25 protein-coding genes are annotated in these 24,851 nt (G+C 59.1%); 16 read left to right on the top strand and 9 right to left on the bottom strand.

The window, feature by feature from the left end; genetic code table 11:
• Nucleotides 1-340: 340 nt before the first annotated feature.
• Nucleotides 341-1,666: a 30S ribosomal protein S12 methylthiotransferase RimO gene (gene rimO / locus ABLV54_RS06155; RefSeq protein WP_023288970.1), complete on the bottom strand. Its 1,326-nt coding sequence runs from the start codon at nt 1,664-1,666 to the stop codon at nt 341-343.
• A 235-nt stretch (nt 1,667-1,901) separates the two neighbouring features.
• A complete protein-coding gene (locus ABLV54_RS06150; RefSeq protein ID WP_050532935.1) occupies nt 1,902-3,143 on the bottom strand; it encodes an oligosaccharide MFS transporter in 1,242 nt (413 codons plus the stop codon).
• A gap of 371 nt (nt 3,144-3,514) precedes the next feature.
• On the opposite strand from ABLV54_RS06150, the gene bssR reads away from it, so the two are divergent.
• Together bssR and ABLV54_RS06140 are read left to right on the top strand one after the other, a co-directional pair.
• Nucleotides 3,515-3,898, top strand: a complete 384-nt coding sequence (gene bssR, locus ABLV54_RS06145) for a biofilm formation regulator BssR (protein WP_023288972.1) — start codon at nt 3,515-3,517, stop codon at nt 3,896-3,898.
• Nucleotides 3,899-4,013: 115 nt separating this feature from the next.
• On the top strand, nt 4,014-5,123 hold the full coding sequence (locus ABLV54_RS06140; RefSeq protein ID WP_044521879.1) for a PQQ-dependent sugar dehydrogenase: 1,110 nt from the start codon (nt 4,014-4,016) through the stop codon (nt 5,121-5,123).
• Between the two features lie 2 nt (nt 5,124-5,125).
• On the opposite strand, the gene ABLV54_RS06135 is transcribed toward ABLV54_RS06140, so the two are convergent.
• The gene (locus ABLV54_RS06135; RefSeq protein WP_044521882.1) at nt 5,126-5,752 is read right to left on the bottom strand and encodes a glutathione S-transferase family protein; all 627 of its coding nucleotides are present in this window, start codon (nt 5,750-5,752) and stop codon (nt 5,126-5,128) included.
• 255 nt (nt 5,753-6,007) lie between these two features.
• Between ABLV54_RS06135 and dacC the strand changes: the two genes are divergently transcribed.
• Nucleotides 6,008-7,210 (top strand): serine-type D-Ala-D-Ala carboxypeptidase, encoded by a 1,203-nt coding sequence (dacC, locus tag ABLV54_RS06130; RefSeq protein WP_004201290.1) that lies wholly within the window; start codon nt 6,008-6,010, stop codon nt 7,208-7,210.
• 53 nt (nt 7,211-7,263) lie between these two features.
• Here dacC and deoR read toward each other — a convergent pair whose 3' ends face one another.
• Both deoR and ybjG read right to left on the bottom strand, forming a co-directional pair.
• Nucleotides 7,264-8,022 (bottom strand): DNA-binding transcriptional repressor DeoR, encoded by a 759-nt coding sequence (gene deoR / locus ABLV54_RS06125; RefSeq protein WP_023288975.1) that lies wholly within the window; start codon nt 8,020-8,022, stop codon nt 7,264-7,266.
• 102 nt (nt 8,023-8,124) lie between these two features.
• Nucleotides 8,125-8,718 (bottom strand): undecaprenyl-diphosphate phosphatase, encoded by a 594-nt coding sequence (ybjG, locus tag ABLV54_RS06120; protein ID WP_050532934.1) that lies wholly within the window; start codon nt 8,716-8,718, stop codon nt 8,125-8,127.
• Between the two features lie 326 nt (nt 8,719-9,044).
• Here ybjG and kdeA point away from each other — a divergent pair, with 326 nt between their 5' ends.
• The gene (gene kdeA / locus ABLV54_RS06115; RefSeq protein ID WP_004201293.1) at nt 9,045-10,277 is read left to right on the top strand and encodes a multidrug efflux MFS transporter KdeA; all 1,233 of its coding nucleotides are present in this window, start codon (nt 9,045-9,047) and stop codon (nt 10,275-10,277) included.
• Between the two features lie 38 nt (nt 10,278-10,315).
• On the opposite strand, the gene ABLV54_RS06110 is transcribed toward kdeA, so the two are convergent.
• Together ABLV54_RS06110 and ABLV54_RS06105 are read right to left on the bottom strand one after the other, a co-directional pair.
• Nucleotides 10,316-11,128 carry a Cof-type HAD-IIB family hydrolase gene (locus ABLV54_RS06110; RefSeq protein WP_050532933.1) on the bottom strand — a complete coding sequence of 271 codons (813 nt, stop codon included), beginning with the start codon at nt 11,126-11,128 and terminating at the stop codon, nt 10,316-10,318.
• Nucleotides 11,128-12,330 carry an MFS transporter gene (locus ABLV54_RS06105; protein WP_044521889.1) on the bottom strand — a complete coding sequence of 401 codons (1,203 nt, stop codon included), beginning with the start codon at nt 12,328-12,330 and terminating at the stop codon, nt 11,128-11,130. The genes ABLV54_RS06110 and ABLV54_RS06105 overlap by 1 nt, the downstream gene beginning before the upstream one ends.
• Before the next feature lie 82 nt (nt 12,331-12,412).
• Between ABLV54_RS06105 and ABLV54_RS06100 the strand changes: the two genes are divergently transcribed.
• Nucleotides 12,413-12,976 carry a TetR family transcriptional regulator gene (locus tag ABLV54_RS06100; protein ID WP_044521890.1) on the top strand — a complete coding sequence of 188 codons (564 nt, stop codon included), beginning with the start codon at nt 12,413-12,415 and terminating at the stop codon, nt 12,974-12,976.
• Nucleotides 12,977-13,154: 178 nt separating this feature from the next.
• Here the strand turns inward: ABLV54_RS06100 and ABLV54_RS06095 are convergent, their stop codons facing one another.
• On the bottom strand, nt 13,155-14,840 hold the full coding sequence (locus ABLV54_RS06095; RefSeq protein ID WP_004179131.1) for an aspartate:alanine antiporter: 1,686 nt from the start codon (nt 14,838-14,840) through the stop codon (nt 13,155-13,157).
• A gap of 267 nt (nt 14,841-15,107) precedes the next feature.
• On the opposite strand from ABLV54_RS06095, the gene ybjM reads away from it, so the two are divergent.
• Nucleotides 15,108-15,491, top strand: a complete 384-nt coding sequence (gene ybjM, locus ABLV54_RS06090; protein ID WP_002896351.1) for an inner membrane protein YbjM — start codon at nt 15,108-15,110, stop codon at nt 15,489-15,491.
• Nucleotides 15,492-15,497: 6 nt separating this feature from the next.
• On the opposite strand, the gene ABLV54_RS06085 is transcribed toward ybjM, so the two are convergent.
• Nucleotides 15,498-15,761, bottom strand: coding sequence for a GrxA family glutaredoxin (locus ABLV54_RS06085; protein ID WP_002896352.1), 264 nt, complete (start codon nt 15,759-15,761; stop codon nt 15,498-15,500).
• A 202-nt stretch (nt 15,762-15,963) separates the two neighbouring features.
• Here ABLV54_RS06085 and ABLV54_RS06080 point away from each other — a divergent pair, with 202 nt between their 5' ends.
• The 10 genes from ABLV54_RS06080 to rlmC all read left to right on the top strand — a co-directional run bounded on the left by ABLV54_RS06080 (nt 15,964) and on the right by rlmC (nt 24,819).
• Nucleotides 15,964-16,251, top strand: a complete 288-nt coding sequence (locus ABLV54_RS06080; RefSeq protein ID WP_004201326.1) for a YbjC family protein — start codon at nt 15,964-15,966, stop codon at nt 16,249-16,251.
• Nucleotides 16,235-16,957: a nitroreductase NfsA gene (nfsA, locus tag ABLV54_RS06075; RefSeq protein ID WP_032455244.1), complete on the top strand. Its 723-nt coding sequence runs from the start codon at nt 16,235-16,237 to the stop codon at nt 16,955-16,957. The genes ABLV54_RS06080 and nfsA overlap by 17 nt, the downstream gene beginning before the upstream one ends.
• A gap of 114 nt (nt 16,958-17,071) precedes the next feature.
• The gene (gene rimK / locus ABLV54_RS06070) at nt 17,072-17,974 is read left to right on the top strand and encodes a 30S ribosomal protein S6--L-glutamate ligase (RefSeq protein ID WP_023288981.1); all 903 of its coding nucleotides are present in this window, start codon (nt 17,072-17,074) and stop codon (nt 17,972-17,974) included.
• An 88-nt stretch (nt 17,975-18,062) separates the two neighbouring features.
• The gene (locus ABLV54_RS06065) at nt 18,063-18,542 is read left to right on the top strand and encodes a YbjN domain-containing protein (protein ID WP_002896365.1); all 480 of its coding nucleotides are present in this window, start codon (nt 18,063-18,065) and stop codon (nt 18,540-18,542) included.
• Nucleotides 18,543-18,890: 348 nt separating this feature from the next.
• Complete coding sequence (potF, locus tag ABLV54_RS06060) at nt 18,891-20,003, top strand: spermidine/putrescine ABC transporter substrate-binding protein PotF (protein ID WP_023288982.1); 1,113 nt, start codon at nt 18,891-18,893, stop codon at nt 20,001-20,003.
• A gap of 161 nt (nt 20,004-20,164) precedes the next feature.
• Nucleotides 20,165-21,298 (top strand): putrescine ABC transporter ATP-binding subunit PotG, encoded by a 1,134-nt coding sequence (gene potG / locus ABLV54_RS06055; RefSeq protein WP_044521950.1) that lies wholly within the window; start codon nt 20,165-20,167, stop codon nt 21,296-21,298.
• 10 nt (nt 21,299-21,308) lie between these two features.
• Nucleotides 21,309-22,262, top strand: coding sequence for a putrescine ABC transporter permease PotH (gene potH / locus ABLV54_RS06050; RefSeq protein WP_050532932.1), 954 nt, complete (start codon nt 21,309-21,311; stop codon nt 22,260-22,262).
• Nucleotides 22,259-23,104, top strand: coding sequence for a putrescine ABC transporter permease PotI (gene potI, locus ABLV54_RS06045; RefSeq protein WP_023288984.1), 846 nt, complete (start codon nt 22,259-22,261; stop codon nt 23,102-23,104). Before potH ends, potI begins: the two co-directional genes overlap by 4 nt.
• A 57-nt stretch (nt 23,105-23,161) precedes the next feature.
• A complete protein-coding gene (locus ABLV54_RS06040; protein WP_023288985.1) occupies nt 23,162-23,650 on the top strand; it encodes a YbjO family protein in 489 nt (162 codons plus the stop codon).
• A gap of 41 nt (nt 23,651-23,691) precedes the next feature.
• Nucleotides 23,692-24,819 carry a 23S rRNA (uracil(747)-C(5))-methyltransferase RlmC gene (gene rlmC, locus ABLV54_RS06035; RefSeq protein ID WP_050532931.1) on the top strand — a complete coding sequence of 376 codons (1,128 nt, stop codon included), beginning with the start codon at nt 23,692-23,694 and terminating at the stop codon, nt 24,817-24,819.
• Nucleotides 24,820-24,851: the final 32 nt, after the last annotated feature.

Raw genomic sequence — 24,851 nt, 5'->3', positions numbered from 1 at the left:
CTGCTGTCATCGCCCGGTGGCGCTGCGCTTACCGGGCCTACGAGGTATGAGCCTGTGAGAGGACCCCGTAGGCCGGGTAAGGCGGAGCCGCCACCCGGCATAATAACGGCGCAACAGGGTTGCCTGGAAGGTAATCAATGCTGCGCTTGCCGGGCCTGCGAGGTATATGCCTGTGAGAGGACCCTCCAGGCCGGATAAGGCGTAGCCGCCACCCGGCAAAATAACGGCGCAACAGGGTTGCCTGGAAGGTAATCGGCGCTGCGCTTGCCGGGCCTGGGGGGAGCCTACGGGAGAACCCCCAGGCAGGGGAATGCGATAAGCCGCTATCCGGGAAGCTGGACTAGATCCGGGTTCCCCACAGATCGTATTCGTCGGCGTGCTCGACTTTCACCCGCACCACGTCGCCCGGCTTAACGCGGGTTTCGCCGTTCAGGTAGACCGCGCCGTCGATTTCCGGGGCGTCGGCCATGCTGCGGCCAATGGCGCCTTCTTCATCCACTTCATCCACCAGCACCAGGATTTCGCGGCCCACTTTTTCCTGCAGACGCTCGGCAGAGATCTGCTGCTGCAGCTGCATAAAGCGGTTCCAGCGCTCCTCTTTCACCTCTTCCGGCACCTGGTCCGCCAGCTCATTGGCGGTGGCGCCTTCAACCGGGCTGTACTTGAAGCAGCCGACGCGGTCGAGACGCGCCTCTTTCAGGAAGTCGAGCAGCATCTGGAAATCTTCTTCCGTTTCGCCCGGGAAGCCCACGATAAAGGTGGAGCGCAGGGTCAGATCCGGGCAGATTTCACGCCACTGCTTGATGCGCGCCAGCTGACGGTCCGCGGATCCTGGACGCTTCATCAGCTTCAGGATACGCGGGCTGGCGTGCTGCAGCGGAATATCGAGGTACGGCAGAATTTTGCCTTCCGCCATCAGCGGGATCACATCGTCGACGTGCGGGTACGGGTAGACATAGTGCAGGCGCACCCAGATGCCGAGCTTCGCCAGCTCTTCGCACAGGCTGACCATGCTGGTCTTCACCGGCATACCGTTGTGGAAACCGGTGCGGTGCTTGACGTCGACGCCGTAGGCGGAGGTGTCCTGCGAAATCACCAGCAGCTCTTTCACGCCAGCGTCAGCGAGGCGTTTGGCTTCCGCCAGCACTTCGCCAATCGGACGGCTCACCAGATCGCCGCGCATGGACGGAATAATGCAGAAGGTGCAGCGATGGTTGCAGCCTTCGGAAATTTTTAAGTAGGCGTAGTGGCGCGGCGTCAGCTTCACGCCCTGTTCCGGCACCAGGCTCAGGAACGGGTTGTGCTTCGGCTTTGGCGTATAGTGGTGGACGTGCTCCAGCACCTGCTCATAGCTGTGCGGACCGGTGATCTCCAGCACCTTCGGGTGCACTTCGCGGATCTGATCCTCTTTTGCGCCGAGACAGCCGGTGACGATCACCTTGCCGTTCTCTTTCAACGCTTCGCCGATCGCTTCCAGCGATTCCTGCACAGCGCTGTCGATAAAGCCGCAGGTGTTAACGATCACCATATCGGCGTTGTCGTAGGTAGGTACGACGTCATAACCTTCGGTGCGCAGTTCGGTTAGGATACGCTCTGAGTCCACGAGGTTTTTCGGGCAGCCCAGGGAGACGAAGCCGATTTTCGGCTGGTGCGTGACATTGCTCATAGCTTAAAAAGTGTTCAATTATTGGAATGGTCAGGGCAGGAATTCTACAGATCTTTGCGAAAAAGAGTATAGCTCCGTCACGGTTAATGGTGAAAAAGCGCACCCAACCCTGCCTTTCACGCCCCTGCCGCTACAGCGGATCCCGCACGCCCCGGGGCAGAGGGGCGGGAAACGCTTCCGGCACGCCGTGCGCGCGGGCGGCGATTCATGCCCGGCGTTGCTGCCGGGCAGAGACTTATTGCGCCGGGGTGACGGCTCCGGAGGGGGCGACGCCGGGCTTTTTCGGCTCGCGCTTATCCTGCAGCGTGAAGACAGAGATCAGAGTAAAGAGCCCGGCGATGCCGCCGAGGATCAGATAGGTGTCGGCGAAGCCAATGGTATCGTACAGATAGCCTGCCAGCGGCGAGTAGATGGCGGTGGCGATCGAGGCGACAAACAGCACCAGTAAATAGACTGTTGAAGAGAGCTTGTGGTCGAAGTTGGCGGCGATGAATTTAAAGACCGACACCAGAATTAACGGTTTCTCCAGGGCATGCATCATTTTTACTGCGCCAATCCACACCGGGCCGAGAGGCACCGCCGAGCCAGCAATACGTACCGACATGATCAGCCCGGCAATGATCAGCGCCCATTTGGCGCCGGTCCGGTTAACAAACCACGGCATCAGGCATAAGAACAGCGTTTCGCCGCACACCTGAATGGAGGCGAGGATCCCATACCAGCGGTTGCCTTCCTCCGGCGTCGGGAATTGCAGCGAGAAGTACTGGGCAAATTGCTGATCGTAGGTGTCATAAATCTGCGTGACGAACAGGGTAAAGATCAGCAGCATCCAGAACTGGCTGTTCTTCGCCAGCTCAAGGGCATGGGAGACCTTCAGCGATTCGCTTCGCGCCACATCGGCGTCAGTTAATTCGATTTTGGTCAGCATAAAGCAGACGGCGGCGATGACGATGGCGAGGCTGGCGAGCCAGAAGGCCAGATTGGGATTGCTGTCGATATATTTACCGACGATCCAGGCCGCGGCCGCCCAGCCTAACGAGCCCCACATCCGCACCCGACCGTATTCGAACTGGTAGCGGCGGGAAATCTTATCGATATAAGAGTCGATCACCCCGCAGCCGGAGTTAAAGATGATCCCCAGATAGATGCCCCCCAGCAGCGCGCCAATCCAGAAGCTGTGCATCAGCAGCGGCGCGTAAACGTAGATAAAGAAGGGGCCTACCGGCAGGAGCAGCGCCACCAGCAGCCAGATAAGGCGTTTTTTCAGGCCGAACTTGTCGGAGATAAAGCCTAAGAAAGGCTGCATCAGCAGGGCGATAAAGGCGTTGACCGAATAGAGCAGGCCGGTTTTCGTGGCGCTGATGCCAAGATGCTGGGTGGTCCAGATGACAAAGAAAGCCATGGTCGACGACCAGGCGAACAGGTAGAGGAAATCGAAAAGACTTAACAGAAGGTAGTTTCTTTTACCGGGCGTCATGGTTCAGTTCCTTGCAAATGGGCAGAGAGATTATCAGCGAACCGCGGTCGCTGTTTTTATTAAATGTTATACGTATTACATTAATGATTTGTTATGGCATCCTGACTGGCGATCGTGCAATAGCGCCAGCAATATAATGTGATCATTGCAGCACTATTTTGGCCTTTTTATAGCGGCGAATGCGAATTAATTTCTTTTTGAAATTAAATGTGATCGTATAACATAATCTTTGTTATATACCTAACAAAGCGGCAAGGTTGTTACATTGTAAAGGGTGTTAAAGGCTTGGAAATAATTGACCTGGCGCATCATTTTGTACAAAAAATAACCGTATTATGGATGAGGTAAAGGACGACAGAGGAGGAACCGTGATGACCGTTGACAGACTATACCGCCACCTTTTGCAGAAGCTCATTAACGCTAATATCGATATTGACGCCTATCTGCAGCTGCGAAAGGCCAAAGGCTACATGTCAGTCAGCGAAAATGACCATCTGCGTGAAAACTTGTTTGAGCTTTGCCGTGAAATGCGTGCACAGGCGCCGCGCCTGCAGAATGTCATTTCACCGGAGGAGAGGGATGCCCTTCGTTTGGCCGGCGAGTCCGTCGCCGCCGCTGCAGTATGCCTGATGAGCGGACATCATGATTGTCCGCTGTACATCGCTGTTAACGTAGAGAAGCTAGAACGCTGTCTGACAGGATTGACTTCAAATATTCATAAATTGAATAAATTGTCGCCAATCCCTCATGCCTGATCGGCTGAAACTCAGGGGAAGTGGACGCTTCCCCTGTTAAAGGTTATGTAAAAATCCCCGCGCAAATTTCCCCGCTGGCTACCCTTTAGCGCAGAGCTGACGAAAGGAGAATGCCATGCGTCCGATCCCGCTGCTGTTGCTATTGAGCGCCCTGTCGCTGCCGGCCCTGAGCCAGGCCGCGGTGCGGGTGGAAGTATTGCAGAACCGGCTGGCCCATCCGTGGAGCCTGGCGTTTCTCCCCGGCGACCAGGGCATGTTGATTACTCTGCGCGGCGGCGAGCTCAAGCGCTGGCAGCCGGGTAAAGGCCTGTCGGCGCCGATAGCCGGCGTGCCGCAGGTGTGGGCCAACGGCCAGGGAGGCTTACTGGACGTGGCGCTGGCCCCGGATTTCGCGCAGTCGCGGCGGGTGTGGCTAAGCTATGCGGAGAGCGACGCCAGCGGCAAAGCGGGCACCGCGGTGGGCTACGGGCAGTTGAGCCAGGATGCCACGCAGCTGACGAACTTCACCGTGGTGTTTCGCCAGCAGCCGAAACTCTCCGTCGGCAATCATTTTGGCGGCCGGCTGGTATTCGACGGCAAAGGGCATCTGTTTATTGGCCTCGGGGAGAACAATCAGCGTCCCACCGCTCAGGATCTCGGCAAGCTGCAGGGAAAAGTGGTCCGTCTGACGGAGACCGGGGGCGTTCCGCCGGATAACCCCTTTGTTGGCCGGGCCGACGTGAGGCCGGAGATCTGGGCCTACGGCATCCGCAATCCGCAGGGTATGGCGATGAATCCGTGGAGCGGGGCGCTGTGGCTGAACGAGCATGGTCCGCGCGGCGGGGATGAAATTAATATCCCGCAGGCGGGAAAAAACTACGGCTGGCCGCTGGCGACGCACGGCATTAACTACAGCGGCCTGCCCATTCCGGAGGCCAGGGGCAAGACGGTGCCGGGGACCGAGCCTCCCCTGCATGTCTGGCCGGTCTCACCGGGAGTGAGCGGGATGGCCTTTTACGCGGCGCAGACCTTTCCCCAGTGGCAACATAAGCTGTTTATCGGCGCGCTGAAGGAGACGTCGCTGATTGTTCTGGCGGTGGACGGCAATCAGGTCCGTGAGGAGGAGCGCCTGCTGGAGGCGCGCGGGAAACGGATCCGCGACGTCCGCGTGGGACCCGACGGCTATCTGTATGTGTTAACCGACGAGTCTAACGGCGAGCTATTGCGGCTGAGTCCGGAGAGTTAATTTCAGGTGACCGGGATCTGCACCACTTCGCGCCAGGCCGGACGCTGGCTAATCTGCTGATACCAGCGCTGCAGATGGGGACGCGGTTGCCAGCTGTCGAGGATCGACAGCAGGTTGTAGACGAAGGGGGCGACGGCAATATCGCCAAGGCCGAACTGCTCGCCGGAGAGCCACGGCGTTTTCGCCAGCTCGTCATCCAGCATGGCGAACAGCGCTTCGCAGGCGCTGATCCCCGCGGCGATGGCCGCCGGGTCGCGTTGCTCCGGCGGCGTCCTCACCAGGCCCATTAACACCGGGCGATGGGCGGGAGAGAGCGTGCCGTTGGACCAGTCCATCCACTTATCGCCTTGCGCGCGCTGCGCCGGCGCGGCCAGCCACAGACGGTCAGCGCCATACTGGGCGGCAAGGTAGCGAATAATCGTATTTGATTCCCACAACACCACCCCGGTGGCGTCGTCCTTTAACAGCGGCACCAGCCCGTTGGGGTTCATCGCCAGATATTCCGGGTCACGATTGAGACCAAACTCCAGCCCGGCGAGGATCTGCTCATACGGCAGATCCAGCTCCTCCAGCACCCAGCGCACTTTCTTCACGTTGGTCGAGTTATTACGTCCCCACAGTGTAATCATTTTCGCTCCTGAGTTTGTTTCACTGCCGTTGCAGCGCGATCGGCGATCATGTTGGGATAAAGTTAATATTTAGGCAATCACGATCAAAAAAATTGTTCTGATTAAAGCACAGCGGCATGTTATTGCGTAAACTTTAAAAACTTTACCAACTCGCTGTTTCTTTAAGGTCATTTGTACGCTTTACTCACCGGTTGCTGCGGCGCGGTCAGAGTGGCGCGGCATATTTTGTTTGGAAAGGATACTTGGGTGGCTCTTATGATGCATGACGCTTTTTCCCTTCGCGGCCTCGCGGCAGGTTGCGCGCTGTTATTTCTTGTCGCACCTGCGGTGCAGGCTGCAGAACAACTCCCCGACGCCCCTTCGATTGACGCTCGCGCCTGGATCCTGATGGACTACGCCAGCGGGAAGGTGCTGAGCGAAGGCAATGCCGATGAAAAACTCGACCCGGCCAGTCTGACGAAGATTATGACCAGCTACGTGGTGGGGCAGGCGATAAAAGCGGGAAAAATTAAACTGACCGATATGGTGACCGTCGGGCGCGATGCCTGGGCGACCGGCAACCCGGCGCTGCGCGGTTCATCGGTGATGTTCCTCAAGCCCGGCATGCAGGTTTCAGTAGAAGATCTGAACAAAGGGGTCATCATTCAGTCCGGTAACGACGCCAGCATTGCCATTGCGGACTACGTGGCGGGCAGCCAGGACGCTTTCGTCAGCCTGATGAACGGCTACGCCAAAAAAATGGGGCTGACCAACACCACCTTTATGACCGTCCACGGCCTCGATGCGCCGGGGCAGTTCAGTACCGCCCGCGATATGGCGTTACTGACCAAAGCGATGATCCACGACGTACCGGAAGAGTACGCGGTACATAAAGAGAAAGAGTTTACCTTTAATAAAATTCGCCAGCCAAACCGTAACCGCCTGCTGTGGAGCACCAACCTCAACGCCGATGGCGTGAAAACCGGGACCACCGCCGGGGCCGGCTATAACCTGGTTTCTTCGGCCACTCAGGGCGATATGCGTCTGATTGCCGTGGTGCTGGGGACCAAAACCGACCGCATTCGCTTTAACGAGTCGGAAAAACTGCTAACCTGGGGCTTCCGCTTCTATGAAACCGTGACGCCGATTAAACCGGATGCCACCTTCGTCACCCAGCGCGTGTGGTTTGGCGACAGCAGCGAAGCGAAACTGGGGGCCGGCGAAGCGGGCTCTATCACCCTGCCGAAGGGCCAGCTGAAAAACCTGAAAGCCAGCTACACCTTAAACCAGCCGCAGCTTACCGCGCCGCTGGAGAAGGGGCAGGTGGTCGGGACTATCGACTTTAAGCTGAATGATAAAACCATCGAGCAGCGCCCGCTGATCGTCATGGAGCCGGTGAAAGAGGGCGGCTTCTTCAGCCGGATGATCGACTTCGTACTGATGAAACTGCACGGCTGGTTCGGCAGCTGGTTCTCCTGATGCCATGACCGCGCCCGGCGGGGCGCGGTCAGTTACGCTTCAATAGTGACGCTTCAATACAGCAGGGAGATCTGCTGTGCCTTCGCCAGCGCCACCAGCTCATCATCCGGGCAGATATCGCTGGCGATCACGTCAAACTTCGCTAACGCCCCCATGCGCGCCGGACGCACTTTGCCAAACTTGCTGTGGTCGACCACCAGTACATGGTAGCGCGCGTGTCGCATCGCCCAGTGTTTGACCGGCAACTCCTCCAGGTTATAGCAGGTCGCCCCCTGTTCGCAGTCAATGCCCGCCGCCGAGTAAAAGGCGATGTCAGGGCTCAGATGGCTGAGGGTATCCTCAAGGCTCAGCGGCATAAAAATCGCGTTGCTGGCATGAAATTCTCCACCACACAGGACCGCGCGGCACTGGGGCTTTTCCTGCAGGGCCAGAAAGGTGTTCAGGGAGTAGCAGACGCCGGTGAAGGGCAAGGCATCGTCAATGGCGTCAATGATCCACGGGGTGGTGGTCCCGCAGTCGAAGAAGGCCATCTGATGGGGCTCCAGCAGCGCGGCCGCATGGCGGGCGGCGCGGCGTTTCTCCTCGACCAGCCGGGTCTTTTGGTCGCTGAGCAGGTAATGGGTGGCGCTGCGCGGCTCCAGCACAATGTATCCGCCGAGCAGCACGACCGGACCGCTGTGGCCGTTGAGGTCGCGACGAATGGTCATTTCCGACACCCCAAGCAGGGAGGCCGCTTCTTTCAGATGCAGCTTATCGCTGCGCTTGAGTGCCTGAATGAGTTGACTGATGCGTTCGTCACGGCGAGTTTCCATATTCCCTCTGCGCTAAAATCGCCCTGCGGAGGCAGGGCGTTAGCGGGATTTTACCTGTCGCTTGCGGGTTAGTCACGCGGTGGCCGCCGCGACGGTCGGCGTTTAGCCGCGCACCCAGCCTTTGCGGATCGGCAGGGAGAAGCAGAGGCGATAGAGGCGCTGCAGCTGACGGTACAGCGCCGGGCCGACAGTATGCCAGATTAGCGCCGCGCCAAGGCAGCCGCACATCCCGGCCAGCAGGCCGCCAATCATGTCCAGCGGCCAGTGGACGCCGAGATAGACGCGGGACCAGGCGATGGCGGCGGCAAGGGCCATCAGCAGGGCGCCGGACCACAGGCGATGCCAGAACAGGAAGGCCAGGGCAAAGGTAAAGCTGACGGTGCCATGGTCGCTGGGGAAGGAGTCGTCCGCCGCATGGTGCAGGAAGTTATAGCCCACGCCGGCGACAAATGGCCGATCGTGCGGATAGAGGTGGCCGATCGCCCATGAGACGGTCAGGCTGATCGTCAGCGCCAGCATCAGCTTAAACACCATCTGCCGCTGGGCAGGCCCCCACAGCCACAAGGCCACCACCAGCAGGGGCACGATCAGAATCAGATCTTTAGCGATGAAAATCGCCACCTCAATGGCCCACTGCGGCGAGGCCGGGGTTGCGTTGAGCAGGGCGAACAGCGCGTAGTTAATATTTTCCAGCATAGACTTCCAGGCTCGTTGGTCCGATAGCAAATAAGCCGCCTACCCTAAATAAAAGCGGTGCGGAGATAAAGCAGCATTGTCTTAAAAATCAGGTTGTTATGAAATGTCGCCTCCTGAGGCGCGGCGCTAACCCCCTGAAAAGCGTCAGTATATCCTTTGTCACATTGTTGAAACATAAACGGAATATATACGCAGAGTGAATTGCAAAGGAGAAGCCTGACGGGGGCGCGCAACTCGCAATATTGTGCGGTGTCACCCACAATTCACTATCTCCGCGCCGGGAGTTTCATTACACTTTGCGCGATTTTTGATAGATAAGAGATTTCATGCAAAATTATTCGCTTTCAGGCCGCCGCCTCGGAAGGCAGGCGTTGCTGTTCCCGCTATGTCTGGTGCTGTACGAGTTTTCCACCTATATCGGCAACGATATGATCCAGCCGGGTATGCTGGCCGTGGTTCAGGAATTCCAGGTGGGCAACGAGTGGGTACCCACCTCGATGACCGCCTATCTGGCCGGCGGCATGTTTTTACAGTGGCTGCTGGGGCCGCTGTCGGACCGTATTGGCCGCCGTCCGGTGATGTTGACCGGGGTGGTGTGGTTTATCGTCACCTGCCTGGCGACGCTGCTGGCGCAGACCATTGAGCAGTTCACCCTGCTGCGCTTCCTGCAGGGGATCAGCCTGTGCTTTATCGGCGCGGTCGGCTACGCGGCGATCCAGGAGTCCTTTGAGGAGGCGGTGTGTATTAAAATCACTGCCCTGATGGCCAACGTGGCGCTGATTGCTCCGCTGCTGGGGCCGCTGGTGGGCGCCGCCTGGGTGCATATCCTGCCGTGGGAGATGATGTTCGTGCTGTTCGCCGTGCTGGCGGCCATCTCGTTTGTCGGCCTGCAGCGGGCGATGCCGGAGACCGCGACGCGGCTGGGTGAAAAGCTGTCGGTCAAAGAGCTGGGCCGCGATTATCGCCTGGTGCTGAAAAACCTGCGCTTCGTCGCCGGCGCGCTGGCCACCGGCTTTGTCAGCCTGCCGCTGCTGGCGTGGATTGCCCAGTCGCCGGTCATTATTATCAGCGGCGAACAAGCCACCAGCTATGAGTATGGCATGCTGCAGGTGCCGATTTTCGGCGCGCTGATTGCCGGCAACCTGGTGCTGGCGCGCCTGACTTCGCGCCGTACCGTGCGCTCGCTGATTATCATGGGCGGCTGGCCGATCGTGTTTGGCCTGCTCCTCTCCGCGGCGGCGACGGTAGTCTCTTCCCACGCCTATCTGTGGATGACCGCCGGCCTGAGCTTCTACGCCTTCGGGATTGGCCTGGCGAACGCCGGCCTGGTGCGCTTAACCCTGTTCGCCAGCGAGATGAGCAAAGGCACGGTTTCGGCGGCGATGGGAATGCTGCAGATGCTGATCTTCACCGTCGGCATCGAGCTCAGCAAACATGCTTACGAGCTGGGCGGCAATGGGCTGTTCAGCCTGTTTAACCTGCTGGGCGGGGTGCTGTGGCTGGGGCTGATGATCTACTTCCTGAAAGATAAAAGCGTCGGCAATTCGCAGCAGGGGTAACCGGTTTTCAACCCGGATGCGCTTGCATCCGGGTCTTATCAGGCGAACGGCGCTTCGCGATCCAACACCTTATCGATAATCTGCAGAACCCCCTCTTCGTTGTTGTGCGGCGCATGATAGCGGGCGACGGCTTTGACGTCTTCCCGGGCGTTGGCCATGGCGAAGCCAAACCCGGCGTGCTGCAGCATTTCGATATCGTTGCCGCTGTCGCCGAACGCCACCACCTCATGATCCTCGATGCCCCAGCGCTGCTGCAAAATACGCAGGCCGTTGGCTTTGTGCACCCCCGGGATAATTAAGTCGATGCTGCCGTAGCCGGTGGCCACTGCGGTCACCATGTCCCCCAGCGCCGCGTGCAGCCTCGGCTGAATTTCCGGGATCAGGCGGTCCGGCACGTTGAGACCAAATTTGAGGATGGTGTCATCGAGATGGTTAAAATCATCCACCAGTTCAAGGCGGTGATAATACTTCGCCGCCACCGTCTTCAGCGCGTCGTTGTAGCGGTTGAGGGTGTAGGCGCTGCGCTTCCCGCAGGCGATGATTTCGATATTCGGCAGCGTCTGCAGATGATCGACCACGGCGTTGAAATGGTGAACCGGCAGCTGGCAGTTGAAGACGTCTTCATTGTCGCTCACTACCCAGCCGCCGTTTTCCGCCACGAAGGCGATCTGGTGGGCGATCTCCGGAAAGAAGGAGATCAGCTGGTAGTACTGGTTGCCGCTGGCGACCACGAAGCGAATGTTCTGCTCGCGCATTCGTTGATACTGGGCGAGGAAGCGCGGCCGGTTGTAGGTTTTGGCATCGCTTAAAAAGGTGCCGTCCATATCCACCGCAATCAGTTTGATGCTCATTAGCTGTTCTCCATAACGGGTTCAGACTGTGGCTTAGCCACCGCGCGGGCGACCAGCGCCGCCACCATCACCAGGCCCAGCACCACCAGCATCGCGCTGCGCAGGCCGAAGTGCTCGCCCAGGAAGCCCAACAGCGGCGGCCCGACGAGGAAAGCAAGATACCCGGTAATCGCCACCACGCTGACGCGCTTAGGGGCATCCGGACCGGTATCGCTGGCGGCGGAAATAGTCAGCGGGAAGCCGAGCGAGGCGCCGATGCCCCACAGCAGCACCGAGATGCCCGCCACCCAGGGGTTATCGACGAAGATAATCAGGCCGATACCCAGGGCGCCCATCACCGCGCTGCCGCGAACCACCGTCACCCGGCTGTAGCGATCGATAAACCAGCCGCCGGTAAAGCGGCCCAGCGTCATGCCGAGGGTGAAGCCGGCATAGATCAGCGAGCCGGAGGTGGGGCTAAAGCCGTGGCCGTCCACCATCAGCAGCGGCAGCCAGTCATTGGCCGAGCCTTCGGCAAAGGCCATCGCCAGGACGATGACCCCGATAAGCAGCAACTGCGCGTCGCGCCATACCGGCAGACCTTTCGCCTCGCCGTGGGCGGCTTCGGCGGCATTTTTACCGGTACCCTCCGGAATGGCGCGGATGGCAATGGCGATGGGCAGAATGGCCACCAGCGCGGCCGCCAGGATATGCGGGGCGGCGGGCAGGCCGAACCCGGTCACCGCCATGCCCACCCCGGCGCCGAACAGGGTGCCAAAGCTGTAGAAGCCGTGCATCATCGGCAGCACCGTTTTATTCATCTCCCGCTCAACCGCCGCGCCCTCGACGTTAATGGCGACCTCTGCCGAGCCAAAGCTGGCGCCAAAGATGGCCAGACCGAAGGCGAACAGCGGGGCGGAGGTGACCCACAGCGCCAGGCTGAGCACCAGCATGCCGAGTACGGCGAAGGACATGGTGGTGCGGATGACCTTGCGGGTGCCAAAGCGCTTCACCAGCCACGCCGAGCAGAGAATACCGCTCATCGATCCCACCGACAGGCCAAACAGCACGACGCCCATCTCTGCGGTAGAAAGCGCCAGCAGATCGCGGATCGCCGGCGTGCGGGTGGCCCAGGAGGCCATTAATAAGCCGGGGATGAAAAAGAACATAAACAGCGCCCACAGTCGAAGCTGGAGCGCTCTGCGCGAAGATTGCGTCGTCATCCGTAAACGCCTTAAAGGAGAAGAGTGAAGACAACAGTAGCAAGCATGTGTACATTTGTACATAAACCGGAAGAGGAAAATCATGGCCCGTAGACCGAACGATCCGCAGCGCCGCGAGCGCATCCTGCAGGCGACGCTGGACACCATCGCGGCGCACGGCGTCCATGCGGTGACGCACCGTAAAATCGCCACCTGCGCGAATGTGCCGCTGGGGTCGCTGACCTACTATTTCAGCGGCATCGAGGCGCTGATCGCGGAGGCGTTCAACCTGTTTACCGCCGAGATGTCGGCGCAGTATCAGCAAAGCTTCGCCGGAGTAACGAACCGGCAACAAGCCTGCGATGCCATCGCGGAGCTGATCTTCAGCGCCCAGGTGACCACGGCGCGCAATATGGAGCTGATGTACCAGCTGTACGCGTTCTGCAGCAGCCAGCCAGCGCTGAAGGCGGTGATGCAGAACTGGATGCGGCGCAGCCAGCAGACGCTGGAGCAGTGGTTTGCCCCCGACACCGCCCGCGGCCTTGACGCCTTTATTGAAGGGATGACCCTGCACTTTGTCACCGACCGCGCGCCGCTGTCGAAGGCGGCGATCCGCATGATGGTCGGGCAGCTGGCAGGGGAGAGGGCGCAGGAAGAGGGGCGCTGAGGCGGCGTTTCAGCCGGAATGGCTAAACGCAGGCAACAAAAAACCCATCAACCTTGAACCGAAGTGGCGGGGTTGATGGGCTCCACAAAATGGGGACATCAAAGAAAAGCAGTGGCATTACTTATGACTGATGCCCTGAGAAAAAGTTCTGCCTGTGGCGGCTTTTTTCGCAAAAAATTTATTGTAGCCCTGGCCAGATGATCACGATGAGCGTCCCGGCGAGGGTGAGCAGCACGTTGGCGATGGCGTAGGTGCCCGCATAGCCGAGCGCCGGGATGTTGCTGCGCGCGGTATCGCTGATGATCTCCATCGCCGGGGCGCAGGTGCGGGCCCCCATCATGGCGCCGAACAGCATCGCCCGGTTCATGCGCAGCACGTAGGCGCCGAACAGGAAGCAGATCACCACCGGCACCAGGCTGACGATAAGCCCGGCCGCCAGCATCTGGCCGCCGACGGCGCCCAGCCCGTTATTGATCCCGGCCCCGGCGCTGAGCCCGACCCCGGCCATAAACACCATCAGACCAAACTCTTTCACCATGTTCAGCGCCCCCTGCGGGATATAGCCAAAGGTTGGGTGGTTGGCGCGCAGGAAGCCAAGCATGATGCCGGCGAACAGCAGGCCGGCGGCGTTGCCGATGCCGAAGCTGAAGGAGCTGAACTGGAAGGTGATCATGCCGATCATCAGGCCGACGATAAAGAAGGCGCAGAAGGCGAGGAGGTCGGTCACCTGGCTGTGAATGGAGATAAAGCCGATGCGGTCGGCTACGGTCTTCACGCGGCGGGCGTCGCCGCTGACCTGCAGCACGTCGCCTTTGTTCAGCACCACGTTGTCGTCGATAGGCATCTCGATCTGGCTGCGAATGACCCGGTTCAGGAAGCAGCCGTGATCGGTAAGCTTGAGCTGCGCCAGGCGGCGGCCGACGGCGTTGTGGTTTTTGACCACAATCTCTTCGGTGACGATGCGCATGTCGAGCAGGTCGCGGTCGAAAACCTCTTTACCGTTGCGGAAGCTCGGGTCGAGGCGGGCGTGCGCGTCCGGGTAGCCCACCAGCGCAATATCGTCGCCCATCTGCAGCACCGCGTCGCCGTCCGGGTTGGCCAGAATGCCGTTGCGGCGGATGCGTTCGATATAGCAGCCGGTCTGGCGATAAATGCCCAGCTCGCGCAGATTTTTGCCATCCGCCCATGCCACCAGCTCCGGGCCGACGCGATAGGCGCGGATCACCGGCAGGTAGACTTTACGTTTGGAATCGGTATCGAGGCCGCGCTCGCGGGCGATTTGCTGGGCGCTGGTCTGCAGATCCTGATGCTGCAGCTTGGGCATATAGCGGGCGCCGACGATCAGGCTCACCAGACCAACCAGGTAGGTCAGGGCATAGCCGAGGCTCAGGTGGTCAAGCGACTGCGCCAGCTGATCGCTGGGCAGGCCGAAATGGCGCAGGGTGTCCCCCGCGCCCACCAGCACCGGGGTGGAGGTCATCGCCCCCGCCAGCATACCGGCGGTGAGCCCGATATCCCAGCCGAACACTTTACCCAGCACCATGGCGATCAGCATCGCGCTGCCGACCATCACCAGGGCCAGCATCAGATAGTTTTTCCCGTCGCGGAAAAAAATCGAAAAAAAGTTAGGACCGGCTTCCACGCCGACGCAAAAAATAAACAACATAAAGCCGAGATTAAGGGCATCGGTGTTAATCGCGAAATGCTGCTGACCTAATAATAGAGAAACGACTAAAACGCCAATGGAATTACCAAGTTGTACTGAGCCGAGACGCAGTTTTCCCAGGCATAGTCCTAATGCAAGTACAACGAATAATAACAGGATGTAATTCCCGTTTAACAAATCTGCGACGTTTATATTCACGAAAGCCAACTTCTCGTTTACTAGTAAGTTGTTGAAGGAAATGGTTATTTGGTCTAAGGTTGCTCAGGCGTTCGCGTTGTCGCGAACCTATTCTGGCACCCTGTTATAACCAGCAAAAATATACCCGCTAGTTTAATCCTTCCTGGATGCGGCGGCTAGTGACAATCGTTTTTAGGCTGGTAGGGGAGTTATTGGCATGGATTGCCGAAATGCTTTATCTGACTGGGCGACGTGGACGTGAGTTAGAGGCAACATCAGGAGGATACGGTGAAATCTGAGCGTAGTTGGGCCGGCATTATCTGTGGCTTCGTTCTGTTCATTGTGGTGTGCTTATCGTTGTTGTTACATATGAAAGGGGCCTTTCGCGCCAGCGGCAACCCGGAGCTGGGCCTGCTCTTCTTTTTGCTGCCAGGGGCGGCGGCGAGCTGTCTCTCTCCCGGACGGCGGGTGCTGCGTCCTTTGCTCGGCGCGATACTGGCGGCGCCGGTCTGTATGGTGACGATGCGGCTGTTTTTCGTCACGCACCGGACGTTCTGGCAGGAGATGGCGTGGGTACTGAGCGCGGTGTTCTGGTGTGCGCTCGGGGCGTTGTGCTTTTTGTTTATCTGCGCCTGGCTTGATACCTGGCGCAGTCATTCATCGAGTAAATAAATTTACTCAGGCAAACAGGCCAAGGTTCTCTTTCGCCCAGGCTTCGAAATCGGTGCAACCGCCGATGTGTTTCTGGTCGACGAAAATCTGCGGTACGGTTTCAACCGGTTTGCCGACGGTTTTTTCCAGATCAGCTTTGCTGATGCCTTCGGCGTGAATATCCACGTAACGGTAGTTAAAGTCATCACGCTCGTTGGTCAGTTTTTCTGCCAGCTCTTTGGCGCGAACGCAGTAAGGGCAGCCTGGACGACCAAAAATAACGGTAAACATTGCTTCTCTCCTTAAACCTCAGCCGGATGGCGAATGGCGCTTATGATGCCTGCATTGGCCGGTGAGGGAAAGAAGGTTCTGCCTTTTGCTTCGATGGTTTACGGCTATGTTTGATAAATGTCGTACTATCAAAACCCGTATACTGACCCGGCGGCGCGGTGGCATTGGCTGGCGCGCCGCGTTTATCAACCGGAGAGGCGTGATGCGAAAATTTGCCCCGTTGCCAAAAAGCATACTGCTGGTTGAGATCCTCGGGATGGGGCTGTTAACCCTCGCCTGGCTCTCGCTTAACCAGTATGTCCAGCTGCCTGCGCCCATTGCCAGCCCGACCGCGGCGCTGGTGATGCTCTTTGCCGGGATCGTGCTGATGATCCCCGCCGCCATCGTCGTGATGTGGCGGATGGCGCAGATCGTGGCCCCGCAGTTAACCCACTCTCCTGAGCCTGAATCCTTGTCTGACAGAGAAAAACGAAATGACGCCGACCATTGAGCTGCTGCGCAGCCACCGTTCTATCCGCCACTTCACCGATGCGCCCGTGAGCGACGAACAGCGCGCGGCGATTATCGCCAGCGCGCAAGCGGCATCTACCTCGAGTTTTTTACAGTGCACCTCCATCATCCGTATTACCGACCCGGCCCTGCGTGAACGTCTGGTCCCGCTGACCGGCGGCCAGCAGCACGTCGCCCAGGCGGCGGAGTTTTGGGTCTTCTGCGCCGACTTTAACCGCCACCTGCAGATCTGCCCGCAGGCGGAGCTGGGGCTGGCGGAACAGCTGCTGATCGGCGTTGTCGATACGGCGCTGCTGGCGCAAAACGCGCTGACCGCCGCCGAGTCCCTCGGGCTGGGTGGCGTCTATATCGGCGGGTTGCGCAACAGCATCGAGGCGGTGACCGAGCTGCTGGAGCTGCCGCAGCACGTCCTGCCGCTGTTCGGTCTTTGCCTTGGCTGGCCGGCGGATAACCCGGACATCAAGCCGCGGATGCCGGCCGCCATGCTGGTGCATGAGAACCGCTATCAGCCGCTGGATAACGCGCTGCTGGCGGAGTATGACGAACAGCTGGCGCACTATTATCTGTCGCGCGGCAGCAACGCCCGCCGCGATACCTGGAGCGATCATATCCGTCGCACTATCGTGAAAGAGAGTCGTCCGTTTATTCTCGACTATCTGCATAAGCAGGGGTGGGCAACGCGCTGATTACGTGTACACTGCTGCTCCGGCCAGGCGGTATCCGCCGCTGGCGGCAGGAAAGGTGGAAGTGTGTTCGATAGCTGAGGCCCGCCAGTGCGGGTCTTTTTGCAGAGGTGCAGGATGAAAATTGCCATATTATCCCGGGATGGAACGCTTTATTCATGTCGACGCCTGCGCGAAGCGGCGCAACAGCGCGGGCATCAGGTCGAGATCCTCGATCCGCTTTCCTGTTATATGAACGTCAGCCCGGTGGCCTCTTCGATCCACTATAAAGGGCGCCAGCTGCCGCACTTTGATGCGGTGATCCCGCGCATTGGCTCGGCGATCACCTACTATGGCACCGCGGCCCTGCGTCAGTTTGAGCTCCTGGGAAGCTATCCGCTGAACGAATCGGTCGCCATCACCCGCGCTCGCGATAAGCTGCGCTCGCTGCAGCTGCTGGCGCGACAGGGCATCGATCTGCCGCTGACCGGCATCGCTCACTCCCCCGATGACACCAGCGATCTGATCGCCATGGTCGGCGGCGCGCCGCTGGTGGTGAAGCTGGTGGAGGGTACCCAGGGGATCGGCGTGGTGCTGGCGGAGACCCGCCAGGCGGCGGAGAGCGTGATCGACGCCTTTCGCGGGCTGAACGCCCACATCCTGGTGCAGGAGTATATTGCCGAGGCGAAAGGCTGCGATATTCGCTGCCTGGTAGTTGGCAATGAGGTGGTGGCGGCGATCGAACGGCGGGCGAAAGAGGGCGATTTTCGCTCTAACCTGCACCGTGGCGGCATGGCTACGGTGGCGCAGATTAGCGATGAGGAGCGCGCCATTGCCATCAAGGCGACGCAAACCCTGGGCCTGGACGTCGCCGGTGTCGATATTTTACGCGCCACCCGCGGGCCGCTGGTGATGGAGGTGAATGCCTCGCCCGGACTGGAAGGCGTGGAAACCACCTCCGGCGTGGACATCGCCAGCAGGATGATCGCCTGGATCGAGCGCCAGGCGACACCGGAATTCTGTTTGAAAATAGGCGGCTAACCGCCGGATGCAAGACTGTCATGGTATGCGGCGCTTTTTTTGCGTAAGCTATGGCGTCGTTTTTCCACTGTAAGAGGTCACAGGCACTATGGATTCACTGGTCGTTCCAGGTCTGGATACGCTACGTCGCTGGCTGGATGAGATCGGCATCAGCTTTTTTGAGTGCGATTCCTGTCAGGCATTGCACCTGCCGCATATGCAGAATTTCGACGGTATTTTTGATGCCAAAATTGACCTGGTGGATAACGTGGTGCTCTTTTCCGCCCTGGCGGAGGTGAAGCCGTCTGCTTTACTGGCGCTGTCGGCGGATCTCTCGGCCATCAACGCCAGTTCGTTAACCGTGAAGGCGTTTATCGACATTCAGGACGATAATTTGCCCAAGCTGGTGGTCTGCCAGTCGCTGTCTATCGGCCCCGGGGTGACGATGGAGCAGTTCGCCTGGTTCTTCCGCCAAAGCGAGGAGCAGATCTCGATGGTGATCCTCGAAGCCGGCGCCAATCAGCTGCTGTACAAAGGCGAAGAAGAAGAGCCGGCCGCAGAAAACGTGCAATACCATTTTCTTCACTAAACCTGCCTAAAATTAGCGCAGCCACTACCGCAGCGGCTGCGTATTACCCGCTTTTATTCTGCATTTAACCTTTCTTTAAAGCATTATTCACCGCCATTCAGGCCGTTTTGGCTTATCACGTAGACCGTTATTGCATAAAAATTTGATAAAAGGCGTTTTTTTACCTGGGCTATAGCCTCTTATTCTGGCTACAGTTATTCTGGCGATGCTTCCAGTTGCGAGCAACCACTCCGGGAGAGATCCGCTCTCCTTTTCTCAGGCAATGAAAAAATATGCATGATTTTTGCATGCGTAGAAATGCGTATATTTGAGCCCGTAAGTTAACGGGCGTTGAGAAGGAAAAGAGATATGACCGCCTTTGGTAAAAAATGGTTAACAGGTCTGGTTACGGGTGCGCTGATGGCCGTCTCTGCCGGTTCGCTCGCCGCCGAACAAAAAACCCTGCATGTCTATAACTGGTCTGATTATATTGCGCCGGACACCGTGGCCAATTTCGAAAAAGAGACCGGGATTAAAGTCGTGTATGACGTTTTTGATTCCAATGAAGTGCTGGAAGGTAAATTAATGGCCGGCAGCACCGGTTTCGATCTGGTGGTGCCATCGGCCAGCTTCCTTGAGCGCCAGCTGGCGGCGGGCGTGTTCCAGCCGCTGGATAAGAGCAAGCTGCCGAACTGGAAGAATCTCGACCCCGAAGTGCTGAAGCTGGTCGCCAAGCATGACCCGGAGAATAAATACGCCATGCCTTACCTGTGGGCGACGACGGGCATTGGCTACAACGTTGATAAAGTGAAAGCCGTCCTCGGCAAAGATGCGCCGGTGGACAGCTGGGATCTGGTGCTGAAGCCGGAGAACCTAGAAAAACTGAAAAGCTGCGGCGTCTCCTTCCTCGACGCGCCGGAAGAGATTTTCGCCACCGTGCTGAACTACCTTGGCAAGGATCCGAACAGCAGCAAAGCGAATGATTACACCGGTCCGGCCACCGATCTGCTGCTGAAGCTGCGGCCGAACATTCGCTACTTCCACTCTTCGCAATATATTAACGACCTCGCCAATGGCGACATCTGCGTGGCGATCGGCTGGGCTGGGGACGTCTGGCAGGCGGCGAACCGCGCGAAAGAGGCGAAGAACGGCGTCAACGTCTCCTACTTTATTCCGAAGGAAGGCGCCCTGGCGTTCTTTGACGTCTTTGCGATGCCGGCCGACGCTAAGAATAAAGATGAGGCCTATCAGTTCCTTAACTATCTAATGCGCCCGGATGTGATCGCCAAAATCAGCGACCAGGTGTTCTACGCCAACGGCAACAAGGCCTCTACGCCGCTGGTCAGCGAGACTATCCGTAACAACCCGGCGATTTATCCGCCAGCGGATGTGTTCGCCAAACTGTTCACGCTGAAGGTGCAGGATCCGAAGATCGACCGCGTGCGCACCCGCGCGTGGACCAAAGTGAAGAGCGGTAAATAAACTCTGACGGCCCGGTAAGCGGGCCGTATCAGAACGGCACTCGCCGGGAAATGGCAGCGCGCCCGGCGAGCAGAAGCACCAGGATGGTGCACCTGCACTGTTAAGCACGAAGTATGGCACCGGACCATATGGTGATCGTTTTTTTGCCGGAGAGCACCCGATTGAACGACGTAATGCCCCGCCCACAGGCGAAAGCCCCCAAAGCGCTGACCCCGCTGCTGGAAATCCGTAACTTAACCAAGTCGTTTGATGGCCAGCACGCTGTCGACGATGTCAGTCTCACTATTTATAAAGGCGAAATTTTTGCTCTGCTGGGCGCATCAGGCTGCGGGAAATCGACCCTGCTGCGCATGCTGGCGGGCTTTGAGCAACCGACCGCCGGACAGATTATGCTCGACGGCGTGGATCTGGCGCGCGTACCGCCCTATCAGCGGCCTATCAATATGATGTTCCAGTCCTACGCCCTGTTTCCCCATATGACCGTTGAGCAGAATATCGCTTTCGGTCTGAAGCAGGATCGTCTGCCTAAGGCGGAAATCACCGCCCGGGTGCAGGAGATGCTGGCTCTGGTGCACATGCAGGAGTTCGCTAAACGTAAGCCGCACCAGCTCTCTGGCGGTCAGCGCCAGCGCGTCGCGTTGGCGCGCAGCCTGGCGAAACGACCAAAGCTGCTGCTGCTCGACGAGCCGATGGGGGCGCTGGATAAAAAGCTGCGCGATCGCATGCAGCTGGAAGTAGTGGATATTCTTGAGCGCGTTGGCGTGACCTGCGTGATGGTGACTCACGATCAGGAAGAGGCCATGACCATGGCGGGCCGTATCGCCATCATGAACCGCGGCAAGTTTGTGCAGATTGGCGAACCGGAAGAGATTTACGAGCACCCGACCACCCGCTACAGCGCCGAGTTCATCGGCTCGGTGAACGTCTTTGAAGGGCTGGTGAAAGAGCGTCTGGAAGATGGCCTGGTGCTGCGCTCGCCGGGACTGGTGCATCCGCTGAAGGTCGACCCCGACGCCTCGGTGGTGGACAACGTGCCGGTGTGGGTGGCGCTGCGTCCGGAGAAGATCATGCTGTGCGATGAGCCGCCGGCGGATGGCTACAATTTTGCCGTCGGCGAGGTGATTCATATCGCCTATCTGGGGGATCTCTCCATCTACCATGTGCGCCTGCAAAGCGGGCAGATGATCAGCGCCCAGCTGCAGAATGAGCACCGCCATCGGAAAGGAACGCCCACCTGGGGTGACGAGGTGCGTTTATGCTGGGATGCGGACAGCTGCGTTGTACTGACGGTGTAAGGAGAGGGCGATGAGTACCGTTGAATCCCCGTCAGGGGCGAAAAAACCGGGCGGCTTCGCGCTGTGGGCGGCGCGCCTGCAGATGGCGCATGGCCGCAAGCTGGTGATCGCGCTGCCCTATCTGTGGCTGATCCTGTTGTTTATGCTGCCGTTCCTGATCGTGTTCAAGATAAGTCTTGCCGAGATGGCGCGGGCGATCCCCCCCTACACCGATCTGATGGAGTGGGCGGATGGTCAGCTGACGCTGACCCTTAACTTTGCCAACCTCCTGCAGCTGACCGACGATCCGCTCTATTTTGAGGCTTATCTGCAGTCGCTGCAGGTGGCGGGCATCTCGACGCTCTGCTGCCTGCTGCTGGGCTATCCGCTGGCCTGGGCGGTGGCGCACAGCAAGCCGTCGACGCGCAATATTCTGCTGTTGCTGGTGATCCTCCCGTCGTGGACGTCGTTTTTGATCCGCGTCTATGCCTGGATGGGACTGCTGAAAAGCAACGGGGTGTTGAATAACTTCCTGCTGTGGCTAGGGGTTATCGATCAGCCGCTGGAGATCCTGCACACCAACCTGGCGGTATATATCGGTATCGTCTATGCCTATCTGCCGTTTATGGTGCTGCCTATCTACACCGCGCTGACCCGCATCGACTATTCGCTGGTGGAGGCCTCGCTGGATCTCGGCGCCCGGCCGCTGAAGACCTTCTTTCAGGTGATCGTTCCGCTCACCAAAGGAGGGATTATCGCTGGCTCCATGCTGGTGTTTATCCCGGCGGTGGGGGAGTTCGTGATCCCGGAGCTGCTGGGCGGGCCGGACAGCATTATGATTGGCCGCGTGCTGTGGCAGGAGTTCTTTAACAACCGTGACTGGCCGGTGGCTTCGGCGGTAGCGATTGTCATGCTGCTGCTGCTGATCGTGCCGATCATGTGGTTCCATAAGCACCAGCAAAAACAGATGGGAGAGCAGGGATGAACGACTTGCCGGTAGTACGCTCGCCGTGGCGCATTCTGATCCTCGTGCTCGGGTTCACCTTCCTCTATGCCCCGATGCTGATGCTGGTGATCTACTCCTTCAATAGCTCAAAGCTGGTGACGGTCTGGGCCGGGTGGTCAACGCGCTGGTATAGCGAGCTGTTCCACGATGACGCGATGATGAGCGCGGTGGGGCTCAGCCTGACTATCGCCGCCTGCGCGGCGACGGCGGCGGCGATCCTTGGCACCATCGCCGCGGTGGTGATGGTGCGCTTTGGACGTTTTCGCGGCTCCAACGGCTTCGCGTTTATGATCACCGCGCCGCTGGTCATGCCGGACGTGATCACCGGGCTCTCGCTGCTGCTGCTGTTCGTGGCGCTGGGACATGCCATCGGCTGGCCGTCGGATCGCGGGATGCTGACCATCTGGCTGGCGCACGTCACCTTCTGTACCGCCTACGTGGCGGTGGTGATCTCCTCGCGCCTGCGTGAGCTGGACCACTCGATCGAAGAGGCGGCGATGGATCTGGGCGCCGCGCCGCTGAAGGTCTTCTTCGTCATCACGCTGCCGATGATTATGCCAGCGGTGATCTCCGGCTGGCTGCTGGCCTTCACGCTGTCGCTGGATGACCTGGTGATCGCCAGCTTTGTCTCCGGTCCCGGGGCCACGACCTTGCCGATGCTGGTCTTCTCCAGCGTGCGCATGGGGGTCAACCCGGAGATTAACGCCCTGGCGACGCTCATCCTCGGCGTGGTCGGCGTTGTTGGTTTTATCGCCTGGTATTTGATGGCCCGCGCAGAAAAGCAGCGAGTGCGCGATATCCAGCGTGCAAGACAAGGCTGAACCACCTAAAATCGGTACAGCAGCCTCCGGTCGGCGCCACTCTGTGGCGCCGTTTTCATGGAAGACATTACGTTGGGATTGTTTACGAAAACTCGCTCATCGCATGCCCGCCTTAACGTCCCTGCGCTGGTGCAGGTGGCGGCCTTTGCGATTATTTTGATTCGCGGTCTGGATCTGCTGATGATCCTCAATTTGTTGGGCCTGCAGGGGCTGAACGAATTCATACACCGTAGCGTCCAGACCTGGAACCTGACGCTGGTCTTCCTCGGCAGCCTGGCGCTGGTGTTTATCGAAATCTGGTGCGCCTTCTCGCTGGTGAAAGGGCGCAACTGGGCGCGCTGGGTCTATCTGCTGACGCAGATGATAGCCGCCGGCTACCTGTGGGCGGCGTCGCTGGGCTACGGGTATCCGGAGCTGTTCAGTATTCCCGGCGAATCCAAACGGGAGATCTTCCACTCGCTGGTGATGCAAAAACTGCCGGATCTGCTGGTCCTGACGCTGCTGTTTGTGCCAGCGACCTGCCGTCGGTTTTTCCGCCTGCAATAACGGTGATACAATCCCCGCCCCTGGAATTTTGAAGGTCAATTATGCATTGCGCACTCTACGACGCCGGCCGCTGCCGTTCCTGTCAATGGCTGGAACGGTCGGTTCCGCAACAGCTCGCCGATAAAATGGCCGACCTGCGCACGCTGCTGGCGGCAATCCCCGTCGCCGACTGGGGCGAGCCGGTCAGCGGGCCGGAGGCGGCTTTCCGTAACAAGGCCAAAATGGTGGTCAGCGGCAGCGTTGAGCGTCCGCTGCTGGGTATGCTGCACCGCGATGGCACCCCGGTGGACCTCACCGACTGCCCGCTCTATCCCGCCGAGTTTGCGCTGGTGTTTGCCGGCCTGAAGCCCTTTATCGCCCGCGCCGGGTTAACTCCCTACAACGTCGCGCGCAAGCGCGGGGAGCTGAAATATCTGCTGCTGACCGCCAGCCAGCAGGGGGAGATGATGCTGCGCTTCGTGCTGCGCTCAGAGGCCAAGGTGGCCCAGCTGCGCGCCGCGCTGCCCTGGCTGCAGGCACAGTTCCCGCAGCTCAAGGTGATCACGGCGAATATCCAGCCAGTGCATATGGCAATCATGGAAGGCGAGCAGGAGATCTTCTTCACCGAACAGCAGGCGCTGGGCGAGGTCTTTAATGAGGTGCCGCTGTGGATCCGTCCGCAAAGCTTCTTTCAGACTAACCCGACGGTAGCCAGCCGGCTGTACGCCACCGCCCGCGACTGGGTGCGCGCGCTGCCGGTCCAGCATATGTGGGATCTGTTTTGCGGCGTCGGCGGTTTTGGCCTGCACTGCGCGACGCCGGCGATGCGCCTGACCGGCATAGAGATAGCCCCGGAAGCGATCGCCTGCGCCAGGCAGTCTGCCGCGCAGCTGGGGCTCGGCAATCTGCATTTTCAGGCGCTGGACTCCACGCGGTTCGCCACTCATGAAGCGGATATCCCGCAGCTGGTGCTGGTCAACCCGCCGCGACGCGGCATTGGCCCTGAACTGTGCGACTATTTAAGCCGCATGGCGCCGCCCTACATTATCTATTCCAGCTGTAACGCCCGCACCATGGCGACCGACATTGCCCGTCTTAGCGGCTATCGCGTCGAGCGGGTCCAGCTGTTTGATATGTTCCCTCATACCGCCCACTACGAAGTGCTGACCCTGCTGGTCCGCGAAGTTTAAACAAAATGTGAAGGCTTTGCGCCGCCGAAATC

It is taken from the genome of Klebsiella sp. JB_Kp042, assembly GCF_040065275.1.
Taxonomy (GTDB): domain Bacteria; phylum Pseudomonadota; class Gammaproteobacteria; order Enterobacterales; family Enterobacteriaceae; genus Klebsiella; species Klebsiella quasipneumoniae.
The sequence above is the reverse complement of the archived record's forward strand: the minus strand, read 5'-3'. Positions and strand labels throughout refer to the sequence as shown.

Bases quoted from the DNA above. Each gene is read 5' to 3' on its own strand.
- rimO (WP_023288970.1), bottom strand. From the start codon at position 1,666: ATGAGCAATGTCACGCACCAGCCGAAAATCGGCTTCGTCTCCCTGGGC.
- ABLV54_RS06150 (WP_050532935.1), bottom strand. From the start codon at position 3,143: ATGACGCCCGGTAAAAGAAACTACCTTCTGTTAAGTCTTTTCGATTTC.
- bssR (WP_023288972.1), top strand. From the start codon at position 3,515: ATGACCGTTGACAGACTATACCGCCACCTTTTGCAGAAGCTCATTAAC.
- ABLV54_RS06140 (WP_044521879.1), top strand. From the start codon at position 4,014: ATGCGTCCGATCCCGCTGCTGTTGCTATTGAGCGCCCTGTCGCTGCCG.
- ABLV54_RS06135 (WP_044521882.1), bottom strand. From the start codon at position 5,752: ATGATTACACTGTGGGGACGTAATAACTCGACCAACGTGAAGAAAGTG.
- dacC (WP_004201290.1), top strand. From the start codon at position 6,008: ATGATGCATGACGCTTTTTCCCTTCGCGGCCTCGCGGCAGGTTGCGCG.
- deoR (WP_023288975.1), bottom strand. From the start codon at position 8,022: ATGGAAACTCGCCGTGACGAACGCATCAGTCAACTCATTCAGGCACTC.
- ybjG (WP_050532934.1), bottom strand. From the start codon at position 8,718: ATGCTGGAAAATATTAACTACGCGCTGTTCGCCCTGCTCAACGCAACC.
- kdeA (WP_004201293.1), top strand. From the start codon at position 9,045: ATGCAAAATTATTCGCTTTCAGGCCGCCGCCTCGGAAGGCAGGCGTTG.
- ABLV54_RS06110 (WP_050532933.1), bottom strand. From the start codon at position 11,128: ATGAGCATCAAACTGATTGCGGTGGATATGGACGGCACCTTTTTAAGC.
- ABLV54_RS06105 (WP_044521889.1), bottom strand. From the start codon at position 12,330: ATGACGACGCAATCTTCGCGCAGAGCGCTCCAGCTTCGACTGTGGGCG.
- ABLV54_RS06100 (WP_044521890.1), top strand. From the start codon at position 12,413: ATGGCCCGTAGACCGAACGATCCGCAGCGCCGCGAGCGCATCCTGCAG.
- ABLV54_RS06085 (WP_002896352.1), bottom strand. From the start codon at position 15,761: ATGTTTACCGTTATTTTTGGTCGTCCAGGCTGCCCTTACTGCGTTCGC.
- ABLV54_RS06080 (WP_004201326.1), top strand. From the start codon at position 15,964: ATGCGAAAATTTGCCCCGTTGCCAAAAAGCATACTGCTGGTTGAGATC.
- nfsA (WP_032455244.1), top strand. From the start codon at position 16,235: ATGACGCCGACCATTGAGCTGCTGCGCAGCCACCGTTCTATCCGCCAC.
- rimK (WP_023288981.1), top strand. From the start codon at position 17,072: ATGAAAATTGCCATATTATCCCGGGATGGAACGCTTTATTCATGTCGA.
- ABLV54_RS06065 (WP_002896365.1), top strand. From the start codon at position 18,063: ATGGATTCACTGGTCGTTCCAGGTCTGGATACGCTACGTCGCTGGCTG.
- potF (WP_023288982.1), top strand. From the start codon at position 18,891: ATGACCGCCTTTGGTAAAAAATGGTTAACAGGTCTGGTTACGGGTGCG.
- potH (WP_050532932.1), top strand. From the start codon at position 21,309: ATGAGTACCGTTGAATCCCCGTCAGGGGCGAAAAAACCGGGCGGCTTC.
- potI (WP_023288984.1), top strand. From the start codon at position 22,259: ATGAACGACTTGCCGGTAGTACGCTCGCCGTGGCGCATTCTGATCCTC.
- ABLV54_RS06040 (WP_023288985.1), top strand. From the start codon at position 23,162: ATGGAAGACATTACGTTGGGATTGTTTACGAAAACTCGCTCATCGCAT.
- rlmC (WP_050532931.1), top strand. From the start codon at position 23,692: ATGCATTGCGCACTCTACGACGCCGGCCGCTGCCGTTCCTGTCAATGG.